The following is a 12,994-nucleotide window of genomic DNA, read 5'->3' as shown; positions in this document are numbered from 1 at the left end:
GCGTACTAAATAGTAAACATTAGTTACAGCTTTGGATCACATCGCTGTTACTCACAACAATCGTAGCTTGTCCTAAACCTGCTGTTTTTGCAAAACCAGCAACTTGAGACTGCATTTCAACAGTCGCAGCAAGAGCCATTCCGTCTGTTACACCATCTACTTCACCTGGGCTAACAATCGAACTGTGATGGCCTTTAGAGAAGCGTACAGCACCAGAGCCTGGCATTGTAGTATCAACACATCCTAGCGCTAGCGAGGTAATTAACGGTTCAGTACCCGATAATGGGAAACCTTCAACGCTGTTAGGTAATGTTTGGTCACCTAAGTTGCCTGCCCCATCGCCAACCACTTCAATTAAATGCACTGGTAAACCAGTAGCCGCTAATTTTTCGCCATGGTTAATTGGGTCCGCAGAATCGACAGCTGTTTGCACTGCAAAAGCAAATGTTGGTATAAACTCAGCATACACTGCTTGAACTAAAGCAGCATACTCGGCACTACCTTCCTCATAACCTGCAGTATTTGCAGCAGTCACGAGAGCGGCAAACGTACTAGACGCGGTGACATTGGCGAATAACTGTGGACCAAATGCAGCAGAACCCGCAAATGCACCAGCTAAACCACCAGCAGGCGCCACTAACGATGTTGCATTAATAGCATAAGCGTTAGGTAAAGCATCACCCGTCATAGGATTAACTAATCCAGTACTAGCATAAGTAGAGAATGTAGTGCCAACAATGCCACCTAAACTCAAACCTTGTGCACTGATTTTAGACACATCAAATACTTGAGGTTGATTTGCCGCAGCGAGTTGTTGCGCCATTCCAGTCAATAATAATCTTAACCCTAATTGGTCTAAGGTTGCTTGACGGAAATTGTCACGCACAGTCAATGTGCTGGCGATGTTAACAAACACTAATGGGTTACCATTGGTGAACGCATTAGGCTTACCGACTACAGGACCAAAAGCTGGGGCTGTTGCAGATATCTCATAAGTGCCGTCTTTGTCTAAATCAAATGAACGAGCACCGTGCAATGGCATATCAATCGCAATAGTGGCAACACCAGCTGCAGCGTATGTACCCGCATAAGCTAGTGCCATTTCTTTACCACCACCTAAACCATGCATTGCGATTGTGGTTGGCCAACCACTTGTTGGAGGCACAAAAGTTCCACCTTGCGCAGCGGTAAATGCTGCAAGCTTAGCCGCATTCGGTAAGGTAATTTGAACTGAAACAGTTTCATAACCTTTGATAGCCGGAATAGGGTTAAACTTGGTTAAATGTTTCGTTTTATCTGCAGCAGTACCGTCATCAAGTTTCCACTGTTTACCTGCAAGCAATGCAGGATTACCCAACGCAGCTTGAGGATCTACACCGTTATCAGATGCTTGTGCAAAAAAGTTAGCTTGGCTTAATGTACCCGCCTGTAAAGCTAGCAATACCGACACAGGACTGTCACCTTGAGCAAACCAACGGCCATTAGGTGCTGTTGGAGCACCATCGACGATTGGGATCACACAGCCAGCTGATGAACAATCACCGTAGATTGGCAGTTTAATTTTGGCTGTATAAAGATCAGCCATATCGGCGACTACATAGGCTGCACCCGATGCTGGCGTTAACCCAGCAGCCTGAGCAACTGTCAATCCTGTTGGTGTAGGTGCTTGCACAAATGAAGGTGTGTAAGCAGGATTAGAAGCCATCAATAATTTAGTGGTTTCATACACATCAGCGACTGACTGAGTGGTAAATAAACCTGAAAAACTAATCGATTCAGGATCAACACCGTGTGTTTCAGCAACACCTTTTTCATAACTGTTGACCAGATACTGCAGCATTTTTTGTTGTTCTGTTTCAAGCTGCTGTGTTTCAAAATCTAACTTTAACAGACCATAAGTTGTTGACGGAGCAATAGCACGGCCTAGCGAGTCTTGAATAAGATCGGTAGTCACATAGATATAAGACTGACCAGCTTTTAATGGTTTAATCGGTACTATGGCAACTTTATTGCCTGATGCTTTTGATACAAAATCAACACCAAATTGAAGCTCTTCACCTACTTTACAAGCTGAAACTGAAGGTGCTGATTTACACTCAGCATCACTTGATAATGCTCCGCCCACCGTCGCTTCAAACATACGCACCGCACCAGGTTGAAACACAGAAGCTGCATCTAACGTTAATGCATTGCCCTGTAAATCATTAGCAAGTTCGACAGTAATTGAAATTGGTGAACTAGTTGACCATCCATCTAATGCACCTAATGCAATTTGAGGATCAGTATAGTTACCGCTGGCTTCGCCAGGGATAGATAATGTGCCATCAGTGGTTCCACTGAAGAGTAAGTCGTTTGGTAATGGTACTTTGCTATTAGCAGGATCAAACTGCATATGTGAAACAGGCACTAACGGCTCAGCATTATCTACTGCTTCGTTAAAACTGTCACCACCACATGCTGTCAAGCCAAGAGCAGATGTTATTGCAACACCCAAAATGAGTCTTTTCATCTTTTTTCCCCAAATCTTGTTTTAATAATTTTGTTTTCCCCAAGAATTGGTCACAATAGTCCTATCATGCGACCATAAGGACTTATGTTAGTCCTTAACTATTCTCAAGTTAACGTAAAATTATTGAGTTAGCTACAAGTTTGTTACATGCAAATGACCTATTCTCATACAATTATTAATCATTTGTTTCAAACGGTCGTTTATTTTTTATCCGGTACTAGATTTGACGGGCGATTGCGCTAAGAGGAAATAATCAATCATGTTGGAATATCAAGCTGCAAAAGATTTACTCAATAACAAAACAATCTTGGTTACGGGCGCTGGAGACGGTATTGGTCGTGCAGCATCAATCGAATTTGCCAAACACGGCGCAACGGTAATTTTGCTCGGTAAGACCGTTAAAAAACTCGAAAACGTATACGATGAAATTGTTAATGCCGGTTATCCAAAGCCAGCCATTGTACCGTTAGATATGAAAGGCGCGACCGAACAGAATTATATTGATATGGCAGACACCATTGCCGAGCAGTTTGGTCATTTAGATGGTTTATTGCATAACGCATCTCAGTTGGGGGCATTAGGTCCATTTGAGCATATCGATTTAACCTCGCTTGAAACCATTTTAAAGGTCAATGTCACGGCTCAAGCCATCATGACCAAGTCATTATTGCCTATTATGCGTAAAGCCGAGCATGCTTCAATTGTGTTTACTTCTAGCGGTGTTGGACGTAAAGGTCGTGCTTATTGGGGACCTTATGCATTTTCTAAATTTGCCACCGAAGGCATGATGCAAGTATTAGCTGATGAATGTGACAATACCTCTGTAAGGGTTAATAGTATTAACCCAGGCGCGACTCGTACAGAAATGCGTGCAAAAGCTTATCCTGCTGAAGATCCACAAACACTAAAAACAGCTGAACAAATTATGCCGACTTATTTATTCTTAATGGGTAATGAATCTATCGACACCAATGGCCAAGCACTTAATGCACAATAGTTAACCTGCATGAGTTAACCTGCATGAGTTAACCTGCATGAGTTAACCTGCATGAGTTAACCTGCATGAGTTAACCTGCATGAGTTAACCTGCATGAGTTAAGCTGCATTTGGGCTCGCTGAAATAAAAAACGGAAGCAATTGCTTCCGTTTTTGTATTAATAAGCGTCTCAGTTAGAAACTCATATTCTCGGTATTCTGGCTGACTAACTTTTCACCAATTCCTGTCACCATGGTTAACTGTTTCAGATCGGTAAATTTGCCGTTTTTGGTTCGATAGTCAACAATCGCTTTTGCTTTGGCTTGCCCAATACCTTTCAGCGCTTGTAATTCTTCAGCGCTGGCTTTATTGATATTGACCTTTTGCATAGCCGTTGACTTTTTCTCCATCGATTTTGTGGCTTGTTTTGTGGGCTCTGCCATTGTCTTTACCGTTTCAGCGGCGTAAGAATGACTACTTAGCAAGCAACATAAACCCATTAATAATGCAGTTAATGACAATGATTTCATTAGATTCTCCTTTCTTTCCTTAGTTTGCTGGTATGCGTCCTTCTCCATTACCAAGCTCGAACGATTCAGAACGCTATACGTTTTCCGAATCGGAGGCTAACTGTAGTCAACAAAATTGAATTGTACAAAAAAAACACTAATTTATTCGCTATTATCAGCTGACTGAGTTTGTTTCTGTTTATTTTTAGACATCATTGACGAAGTAAACTGCTTTAATTCACCGAGTAAATGTTGATGAACGTGGGATAATTTAGGCTTGTTGTGTTTGTTAAATGCAATCGGCCGGCACAAGCTCATGGCTTGATAACCTAACCTTGCGGTAAGTAAACCACCACCAAGTCCTTGTGCAATCCGAGCAGACACCTTGCCGGTCATTTCTACTGATAATAATTGGGTACCTAAATCGGTAATCACCTCGGTACTGCCAGCATAAATAATATTCGTCACAATACTACGAATCAGTTTTATGCGGCTCCAGTAACCCAGCTCCACGGCATAAATGGCAGCGACTTCATTAATCATTTTTTGATTTCGCCACAAGATAATAGCCATATCCAGCGCAGCTAAAGGGCTTGCGGCTAATAATAATGCCGACTCAGCAGCAAAGCGGTTAACGCGTTTCTTGGCCAGTAAATCGCGCTCGGATAACACGATATCTTCGAATAACAACACGATTTCTGCATCATTATGTTCATGGCTACAAGCTTGTAAATATTGTTGTTTAGCCTGATTATTTGGGTATTTGGCTAATATTGGTGCCAAAAACGTTTTGGCTTCGCCCATTTGCATGCTTTGGGATAATCGTTCAGCTGTGCTTTGATGATCACTGACTTGTTTAAGATTAACCAACTTACGCCATTCTTTAATCGTAATGACCGTGGCCCATAAGCTAACAATGGATAACACAGAAGCATAAAAACCAAATAACCACGGACTTTGTTGAAAAGAGTCAAGTAACCCCATCACGGTTTGTACGATAACCAATAACACCAAACCAATTACCGATAATATAGCCAATAACGACCAACGCTTAGCCTTTGCAGGTTTAATGCTGTCTTCCATTGCTGCTGGCAATTCTGTTAGCGATTGCTCACAAATAAAGTCAACTTCTTCAAATGATTTAGTCGGCTTAATTGCTTCTTCAGCCGATTGAATCTCATCTGTCACAATAAGATCTGACTCGGTAAATATTTGCGATTTTTTTATCGGCGAATTACGTGTAGGTTCATTCATAACTAATGCTCACATTTATTCTCAAAATAAAACCATTAAGACAATTTATCGCCTAATAGAAACTCCAAGAGATGGTCGAGACGAATGTGTTCGAATTGCGGATTATTATCGTGGATATGGCTCAAATTGGGCGGTAGAAAAGCACTAAAGCTAAACCCTTGTTGTTGCCAAAACTCTGCATCGGGTAATGATGTGGGCACATCTCCTGGGTATACGGTGACTTGCTTACCATCAAGCCCAGTGCCTTTTACCACTTCTTGTTGAACACCCTCTATATTAACCATCCCGTGTTGAGTAGCCTTAATAGCACTTATCGCCATGGTTTCAACTTCACTGCCTTCAAAGTTGGCATAATGCTGGCTTTGTTGCAGCATTGCGGTTAACAAACTAAGCACATGGCTTTGCTGATCACGGGTCACTCTGTCTACTTGGCTGGCAGCAAATAACACTTTGTCTATCCGCGGTGAAAATAAACGTTTAATTAAGCTCGACTGGCCAAACTGAAAACTTTCCATAATGCTGTTTAATGCGCGCCCCATGTCATTAAACTGTGCCTGACCATGATTAAGTGCGTTTAAACAATCAACCAACACTAGTTGGCGATCAAATCGAGAAAAGTAGTCGCGGTAAAATGGCTTAACAACTTGTGATACGTACTGCTCATAACGGCGCTTAAGGACATGATAATTTGAATCGCTTGGGCTTGCTGATAATTCTGAGTGCTGAATTGGGCTTAAGGTAAGCAATGGGAAAAATGTCAATAACGGGGTATTTTCGTATTCGCCCGGTAACAACATACGCCCTGGTTGAGCGTGATAAAATCCCTGTTGTCTAACCAAGTCGACTAATAAAGTTTGATACAAGTCAGCAATGTGCTTAAGGTGCTGTTCATCAGCTAATTGGCTTAACTCTAATGTCTCTACAGCTTGATTGAATGCGCTAAATAAGGGCGAGTGACGTAAACATGCCACATTAACCTGTTGTGATAAACACCATTGAGTAAAATCTTGTTTAAGCATCGGTAAATCAAGTAACCACTCACCTGGATAATCAACAATATCTACGTACAAGGTTGCGGTATCTGTTAATTTAGCTAACAAACCTTGTTGAGGCTGATACTTAATGGCTAAACGTAATTCGGTAATGTTTTTGGTTGAAGCAGGCCAATAAGGAGGCGACGAACATAATGCATTCATTGCACCTTGATAATCAAAACTGGCAATGTCTAAATCAGGTTGCATAGCGCGATTGACAGCAATTAACCGACCTTCGCGTGCCACTTGCCATAATGGTAAAGGATTGTGCTTGGCGCCTTTTCCTGCATGCAATAACTGATTTACTAAGCCACTAATAAAAGCGGTTTTACCTGCACCGGATAACCCAGTGACGGCTAATCTGACATGACGATCGGTACTGCGGTTAACAATAGACTGAGCGGTTTGGCTGACTTTAAACAAGGAACGATCTAAAAATCTCATGATGGCTGATGGCTCCCCAAAAAACACGGGCGGATAACCGCCCATTAGAAGGATTAAAGACTATTGATTTGGCGTTTAAGATCAAAGTTGTCTGAGGTGACATGTTCTTCGAGTCGTCTTAAACGGAGTTCTAATCCGTTAAATTGACGATTAACATCAAACAATGCTTGCTTTGCAGGTTCACCTGCTTGCCAAATTTTCTTTTTAATTTCAATATCTTTGTGATTTTCTTTGTTGTCTAAGTTTTGTGGTTTGATGTCTAATATCATCCATAAGGCAATATAAACAACAAACACAATCCCTGTTCCACCGAGTAAGAATATCGACACAGCAATGACTCGCACTAGCCATGTTTCAAAGTTAAAGTAATCTGCAATACCTGAACACACCCCAGCCACTTTACCATTTTTTGGGTTGCGGTATAGAGTACGACCATTAGATGGGACCATGTTTTGCTCTCCATTCTGGTGATTCAGTATCTAAAATCGCTTCTAATGTTTCAATGCGACCGCTCATTTTTTCAGCTTTCGCAATGAGACCATTAAGCTGGTTAAATTCTTCCTCGGTGAGCCCCTGGCTCACTTGTCGCTTACTGCGATAATGAAGAACCAACCAGATAGGTGCCACAACAACCATAAAGATGATAATTGGTGCAATAAGAAGATCCATATCCATAACTCACCTCTGAATAAATTTACGCTTTAGATTTAGGTTGTGCTTTCGCACTCATTTTTGCTTTTAATGCTGCTAATTCATCATTGACAGAATCTTCTGCTTCTAATGCTGCAAACTCGTCAGCTAGAACGTTCTTTTTACCTAAATCATATGATTCTACTTGTGCCTCAAGTCCTTCAACTCGGCGCTCGTATTGTTCAAACTTCATCATTGCATCATCGATTTTGCTTGAATCAAGCTGCTTTTTGACTTCTAAACGTGAAGTGGCAGTTTGCTTACGCATAATGATGGTTTTTTGACGAGCACGAGCATCATTCAATTTTTCTTGAAGTTGAGCGATTTCATCTTTTAAACGAGCGACATGCTCTTCAACAACTTGCAGTTCCATCTCAAGTGTTTGCAATAAACCAACCGTTTTTTGCTTTTCACTCAACGCGGCTTTGGCTAAGTCTTCACGATCTTTGGATAACGCTAACTCAGCTTTATTCTGCCAATCTTGAACTTGCTCTTGAACACGAGCAATCCGGCGAAGTAATTCTTTTTTCTCTGCCAATACTTTAGCGGAGGTTGAACGTACTTCAACAAGTGTGTCTTCCATTTCTTGAATGATAAGACGGACCATTTTTTCTGGATCTTCGGCTTTATCAAGTATTGCGCTGATATTTGAATTAACGATATCTGCGAAGCGAGAGAAAATTCCCATAATGTGTTCCTCAAAATTAACGTGGATGTCGCAGTTGGTATTACACATTACGTGCCAACATTTACAAATGCAACAACATCATATACTTAAACAAATATTTAACTTTTGCTTTCTTTTAACACTCAAGCCATTTATTATGATTTTCACCAATTATTAGTCTAATTCACTAACAATTTTGCGAGTAAGCTAACTGTGAGCAAACAATTCCAGCAAGACAATCTCATCGGCCAATCTAATGCACTGCTTGAAGTATTAGAACATGTGTCTAAAGTCGCGCCATTATCTAAGCCGGTGCTCATTATTGGTGAACGCGGTACGGGTAAAGAATTAATTGCCGAACGACTACATTACTTATCCCCTCGTTGGGATCAAAGCTTTATTAAACTCAATTGTTCTTCATTAAGTGAAAACTTACTCGAAAGTGAACTCTTTGGCCATGAATCTGGTGCATTTACGGGTGCGAAAGGACGACACGAAGGCCGTTTTGAACGCGCCGATGGCGGAACACTGTTTTTAGATGAATTAGCCAACACTTCTGGATTAATCCAAGAAAAGTTGTTACGTGTCATCGAATATGGTGAATTTGAACGAGTCGGTGGCAGTAAAACGGTTCAATCTGATGTGCGACTGATTTGTGCCGCCAATGAAGATTTACCTACCTTGGCTGACAATGGTGAATTCCGAGCGGACTTACTCGATCGTTTAGCCTTTGATGTGATCACCTTGCCACCATTAAGACATAGAACCGAAGACATTATGCCATTGGCCGAACATTTTGCTATTAGCATGGCAAGGCAACTATCACTGGAATATTTTAGTGGTTTTAGTCCGTTGGCGGTAGAACAATTAATGATGCACAGCTGGCCAGGAAATATCCGGGAATTAAAGAATGTCGTCGAGCGAAGTGTTTACCGTGAAGGCGCTGATGGCCAAGAGATTGATCATATTATTTTAGATCCTTTTGCATCTCCCTATCGTCCTGTAAATCGCGTCAAAACCCGCGAACGTCAATTAAATCAAATAGAACATGCACCAACACCAGTGACGGAATCGGCTGAGTTAAATATTAAAACGGAAACATCTGTGGTGCTTAATAGCATCGAATTCCCGATAGATTTTAAAGAATACACCGAAAACAGCGAAATAGAACTATTGCAACGAGCATTAGCTGAAGGCCAATATAATCAGAAAAAAACCGCCGATTTGTTGGGCTTAAGCTACCATCAGCTTCGAGGTATTTTGAAAAAGTACAATTTACTCGACAAGAGCTGAATCAAGCTTGGATATGCTCATTGCCCCAATGCAATGAACACTGTTAAAATACCCACTCAAAGTCGATAAAAAATGATCACACTATGCCTGTTATAGTAAAACGCTGGTATCAGCAGATGTCTTTATGTCTCTCCAGCATCATGCTGGCTGCATGCGGACAAGTGCAATTGCCTTCTGGCCTTGTGTATTGCAGTGAAGGTAACCCTGAAAGCTTTAACCCTCAGCTTGTTACATCAGGCACCACTATTGATGCAACTTCACATCAAATTTACAGTAGACTCGTCAATTACAGCCAAGAAAAAGCCGAAATCACACCTGGTTTGGCGACATCATGGCAGGTGTCCGATGATGGTTTAAATTATCTATTTACTTTACGTCAACATGTGAGTTTTCATAAGACCCGCCATTTTACTCCAGCAAGAGACTTTAATGCAGATGATGTGTTGTTTTCGTTTAATCGGATTATTGATCCACTGCATCCCTATCACTTAGTCAGTAGAACCGGTTATCCATTTTTTCAAAGCATTGGTTTTGCTGATTTAATTGGCTACATTGAAAAAGTAAACGACTACCAGGTTATGTTTCATTTAACTCGGAAAGACGCTTCTTTTTTATCTAATTTGGCCACTGACTTTGCCGTAGTGTTGTCGGCAGAATATGGTTATCAACTGTTAGCGCAAGGCACACCTGAAGATATCGATTATTACGCGGTAGGCACAGGACCTTTTCAGCTTAGCCAGTATGTGAAAAATGAATATATTCGCTACAAAAAGAATCCAGTTTATTGGGGCCCTAAGGTCGAGCTTGATCAATTAGTGTTTGATATCACCCCCAGAAGCACTGCACGTATTGCTAAATTAATTACCGGAGACTGCAGCGTTTCAGCATTACCTAAAGCTGGTGAACTGGCAGTGCTTGACCAACATAAAGATATTATTATCGATGCAAAACCTGGATTGAACGTCGCATTTTGGGCCTTTAACACTCAAAAACCGCCATTAGATGATGTTCGTGTAAGACGCGCACTTGCGCATGCTATCGATAAAAATAATATTCTAGACGTGGTATATAACGATACCGCTGTCGAAGCGACAGGCGTTTTACCTCCGGCATCTTGGGCTTACAGCAAAAACTTATCTCCAAATGAATATAACCCTGAAAAAGCCAAAGTATTACTGCACCAAGCAGGTGTATCTAACTTATCCATTAATGTGTGGGCCATGCCAGTGGCGCGAATTTATAATCCGAGTGCATTGAAAACAGCGGAGCTCATTCAGGCCGATCTAGCCCGTATTGGCGTAAAACTGAATATCATTAGCTATGATTGGAGTGTATTCACCCAGAAGTTAGCCAGTTCCAATTATGATTCAGTGCTTATTGGTTGGAATGCGGATAATAGCGATCCTGATAACTTTTTCACTCCACTATTAAGCTGCGCCGCATTAGCTTCTAATAATAATCGCTCTCGTTGGTGCAACAAAGACTTTGAACATCTGTTAACCCAAGCTCAGAGCGTATCGACTCAACCTGAACGCAAAGCATTTTATCAATCCGCAGAAGCCATTATTAGCGATCAAGTTCCGCTAGTAACAATCGCACATGCCAAAAAAGTGGTGTTGAAAAAGAGCAATATTACCGCCATGCAAATTAGGCCTTATGGCGGTATTTCCTTCGCCAAAACAACTCAAGCAATAGAGGGAACTGAATAAATGTGGCGTTATCTTTTTAGTCGCATAACCCTGTTTATGGCCACTTCGCTAGTCATGGTGGCCGTACTCTTTATGGCATCAGGACAGTTTCCTGTCAGTAAAGCGTATTCTCTGTCTGGGGTTCAATATCCCACGCTTGAACAACAACAGCAAATAGAGCAAGACTATCAACTAAATGATAACCAATTACTGCAGTTTACCGCATACTTGCGCCAGCGCTTATCGGGTAACTTTGGTATTTCCAGTAACTCACAGCAAGAGGTATTGGAGGAGCTTGAAGCAGTACTACCTGCGTCTTTTGAATTATCATTATTTTCTGGTTTTATTGCCGTGTTTTTTGGCGTGCCCATTGGCGTGCTAGCCGCATTAGGTAATAACAAAGCACTGCAACGCAGTATTTTAGCCATCACCTTAACAGGCTATTCTATTCCGGTATTTTGGCTCGGCTTGACCTTATCTATGTGGTTTGGGGTTAATCTCGGCTGGCTGCCTATTTCAGGCCAAATCAATTTACTTTATGAAATTGAACCTGTGACAGGTTTTATGCTGGTCGACACTTTATTATCCGATTCTAGTTATCGCATTCCGGCGTTTCATGATGCTTTATTACACTTGATTTTACCGGCGGTCACTTTAGCGGTACTTCCTTTTACATTGGTAGTGAGGATCACCCGGCAAGCCATTTTAAATGTGATGAATCAAACCTATATCCGCGCCGCTGAAGCTCGCGGTTTACACACGGCTAAAATTCTACTCCGTCATGTTTTGCCCAATGCCTTAATTCCGGTAATAAAAAGTATTGGTTTAATGCTGGGATCATTTGCCAGCTATGGCATTGTGGTTGAAGTGATATTTTCGTGGCCTGGTGTTGGCAGTTGGTTAGTGTCGGGCATTTATCAGCGTGACTATACTGTTATTCAAGCGGGTATCTTATCTGTTTCATTATTAATTATTTTCTTAAGCATTTTGATTGATTTACTGCATACCGCAATCAATCCAATGAGCAGAAAGGAATTGTATGCCTCGAATTAAAATATACCAAGAAGACCATATAGCCTCGCCTATGTGGCGAATGTGGCAAACATTTTCTGCTAACCCATTTGCGGTGATCGGTCTATGGGCAGTGATTTTTTTATTAATATTAACTATTTTCGCCCCGTTTATAGCGCCTTATTCAGCAGAGATGCAAGACCAACAAGTATTACTTTTACCGCCATCATGGGATCCAGCAGGTACTGTAGAACACTTCCTTGGAACTGACGATCTAGGACGAGATATTTTTAGTCGAATCTTACACGGCGTACAATTAACCTTTGGCATGTCATTATTAATTGTTACTGCATCGCTGATATTTGGTTTTATTATTGGTTCTCTTTCAGGAATGATGCACGGCATAAAGTCGAGTGTGTTAAGCCACTTGCTCGATGCATTACTGTCTATCCCATCGTTATTAATGGCTATTCTAGTGGTTGCTGTCATGGGACCTGGGCTTAATAATGTGTTTTGGGGCGTTGGGATTGCGATGGTTCCACAATTTGTGCGTGCTATCCATCTAGCGGTTCATGAAGAGCTTCAAAAAGAGTATGTTACCGCAGCCAAATTAGACGGTGCCAACTCGTTACAAGTTTTTTGGTATGTCATCATGCCCAATGTATGGGATGTGGTGATTATTCAGGTCACTATGGCAATATCTGCCGCAATACTCGATATTGCCGCTCTCGGTTTTTTAAACCTTGGTGCACAAGCACCGAGTCCAGAATGGGGTGCAATGGTCGCACAAGGGCTTGATAATTTACTGCTTGCGCCTTGGACCGTTACTATCCCAGGTGTCGCGATTTTGTTTACTGTATTATCGGTCAACTTAGTCGGCGATGGTTTACGTTCTGCGCTTGCACCGATAAGAAATTAA

General features: G+C 41.5%; 12 protein-coding genes. 5 read left to right on the top strand and 7 right to left on the bottom strand.

The genetic code is table 11. The features are described 5' to 3' along the window. Window positions 1-19: 19 nt before the first annotated feature. Entirely contained in the window at window positions 20-2,509 is a 2,490-nt protein-coding gene (locus CXF88_RS17355; protein ID WP_101087877.1) for a VolA/Pla-1 family phospholipase, read from the bottom strand. Between the two features lie 259 nt (window positions 2,510-2,768). Between CXF88_RS17355 and CXF88_RS17350 the strand changes: the two genes are divergently transcribed. Further along, the gene (locus CXF88_RS17350) at window positions 2,769-3,506 is read left to right on the top strand and encodes a YciK family oxidoreductase (protein WP_011638022.1); all 738 of its coding nucleotides are present in this window, start codon (window positions 2,769-2,771) and stop codon (window positions 3,504-3,506) included. Window positions 3,507-3,679: 173 nt separating this feature from the next. On the opposite strand, the gene CXF88_RS17345 is transcribed toward CXF88_RS17350, so the two are convergent. The 6 genes from CXF88_RS17345 to pspA form a co-directional block, all read right to left on the bottom strand. Continuing rightward, a complete protein-coding gene (locus tag CXF88_RS17345) occupies window positions 3,680-4,015 on the bottom strand; it encodes a helix-hairpin-helix domain-containing protein (protein WP_101087875.1) in 336 nt (111 codons plus the stop codon). Between the two features lie 141 nt (window positions 4,016-4,156). Next, on the bottom strand, window positions 4,157-5,248 hold the full coding sequence (locus CXF88_RS17340; RefSeq protein WP_101087873.1) for a TIGR01620 family protein: 1,092 nt from the start codon (window positions 5,246-5,248) through the stop codon (window positions 4,157-4,159). 35 nt (window positions 5,249-5,283) lie between these two features. Next, complete coding sequence (locus CXF88_RS17335; protein WP_101088204.1) at window positions 5,284-6,726, bottom strand: YcjX family protein; 1,443 nt, start codon at window positions 6,724-6,726, stop codon at window positions 5,284-5,286. A 53-nt stretch (window positions 6,727-6,779) separates the two neighbouring features. Beyond that, the gene (pspC, locus tag CXF88_RS17330) at window positions 6,780-7,175 is read right to left on the bottom strand and encodes an envelope stress response membrane protein PspC (RefSeq protein ID WP_101087871.1); all 396 of its coding nucleotides are present in this window, start codon (window positions 7,173-7,175) and stop codon (window positions 6,780-6,782) included. Next, window positions 7,162-7,401, bottom strand: a complete 240-nt coding sequence (gene pspB / locus CXF88_RS17325; RefSeq protein WP_086019761.1) for an envelope stress response membrane protein PspB — start codon at window positions 7,399-7,401, stop codon at window positions 7,162-7,164. The genes pspC and pspB overlap by 14 nt, the downstream gene beginning before the upstream one ends. Window positions 7,402-7,420: 19 nt before the next feature. Next, window positions 7,421-8,104, bottom strand: a complete 684-nt coding sequence (pspA, locus tag CXF88_RS17320; RefSeq protein WP_011638028.1) for a phage shock protein PspA — start codon at window positions 8,102-8,104, stop codon at window positions 7,421-7,423. A 192-nt stretch (window positions 8,105-8,296) separates the two neighbouring features. On the opposite strand from pspA, the gene pspF reads away from it, so the two are divergent. The 4 genes from pspF (at window position 8,297) to CXF88_RS17300 (ending at window position 12,994) form a co-directional block, all read left to right on the top strand. Next, window positions 8,297-9,376 (top strand): phage shock protein operon transcriptional activator, encoded by a 1,080-nt coding sequence (gene pspF / locus CXF88_RS17315; protein ID WP_101087869.1) that lies wholly within the window; start codon window positions 8,297-8,299, stop codon window positions 9,374-9,376. An 83-nt stretch (window positions 9,377-9,459) separates the two neighbouring features. After that, window positions 9,460-11,085, top strand: coding sequence for an ABC transporter substrate-binding protein (locus CXF88_RS17310; protein WP_101087867.1), 1,626 nt, complete (start codon window positions 9,460-9,462; stop codon window positions 11,083-11,085). Beyond that, entirely contained in the window at window positions 11,086-12,117 is a 1,032-nt protein-coding gene (locus CXF88_RS17305; RefSeq protein WP_101087865.1) for an ABC transporter permease subunit, read from the top strand. Then, a complete protein-coding gene (locus tag CXF88_RS17300) occupies window positions 12,104-12,994 on the top strand; it encodes an ABC transporter permease subunit (RefSeq protein ID WP_101087863.1) in 891 nt (296 codons plus the stop codon). Before CXF88_RS17305 ends, CXF88_RS17300 begins: the two co-directional genes overlap by 14 nt.

Origin of the sequence: Shewanella sp. ALD9 (assembly GCF_002836315.1) — a bacterium.
Lineage (GTDB): Bacteria > Pseudomonadota > Gammaproteobacteria > Enterobacterales > Shewanellaceae > Shewanella.
This window is presented reverse-complemented; position numbering and strand designations above follow the sequence as displayed.

Excerpts from the sequence above, each read along its gene's own strand:
- CXF88_RS17355 (WP_101087877.1), bottom strand. The coding sequence starts at position 2,509 with ATGAAAAGACTCATTTTGGGTGTTGCAATAACATCTGCTCTTGGCTTG.
- CXF88_RS17350 (WP_011638022.1), top strand. The coding sequence starts at position 2,769 with ATGTTGGAATATCAAGCTGCAAAAGATTTACTCAATAACAAAACAATC.
- CXF88_RS17345 (WP_101087875.1), bottom strand. The coding sequence starts at position 4,015 with ATGAAATCATTGTCATTAACTGCATTATTAATGGGTTTATGTTGCTTG.
- CXF88_RS17340 (WP_101087873.1), bottom strand. The coding sequence starts at position 5,248 with ATGAATGAACCTACACGTAATTCGCCGATAAAAAAATCGCAAATATTT.
- CXF88_RS17335 (WP_101088204.1), bottom strand. The coding sequence starts at position 6,726 with ATGAGATTTTTAGATCGTTCCTTGTTTAAAGTCAGCCAAACCGCTCAG.
- pspC (WP_101087871.1), bottom strand. The coding sequence starts at position 7,175 with ATGGTCCCATCTAATGGTCGTACTCTATACCGCAACCCAAAAAATGGT.
- pspB (WP_086019761.1), bottom strand. The coding sequence starts at position 7,401 with ATGGATATGGATCTTCTTATTGCACCAATTATCATCTTTATGGTTGTT.
- pspA (WP_011638028.1), bottom strand. The coding sequence starts at position 8,104 with ATGGGAATTTTCTCTCGCTTCGCAGATATCGTTAATTCAAATATCAGC.
- CXF88_RS17310 (WP_101087867.1), top strand. The coding sequence starts at position 9,460 with ATGCCTGTTATAGTAAAACGCTGGTATCAGCAGATGTCTTTATGTCTC.
- CXF88_RS17305 (WP_101087865.1), top strand. The coding sequence starts at position 11,086 with ATGTGGCGTTATCTTTTTAGTCGCATAACCCTGTTTATGGCCACTTCG.
- CXF88_RS17300 (WP_101087863.1), top strand. The coding sequence starts at position 12,104 with ATGCCTCGAATTAAAATATACCAAGAAGACCATATAGCCTCGCCTATG.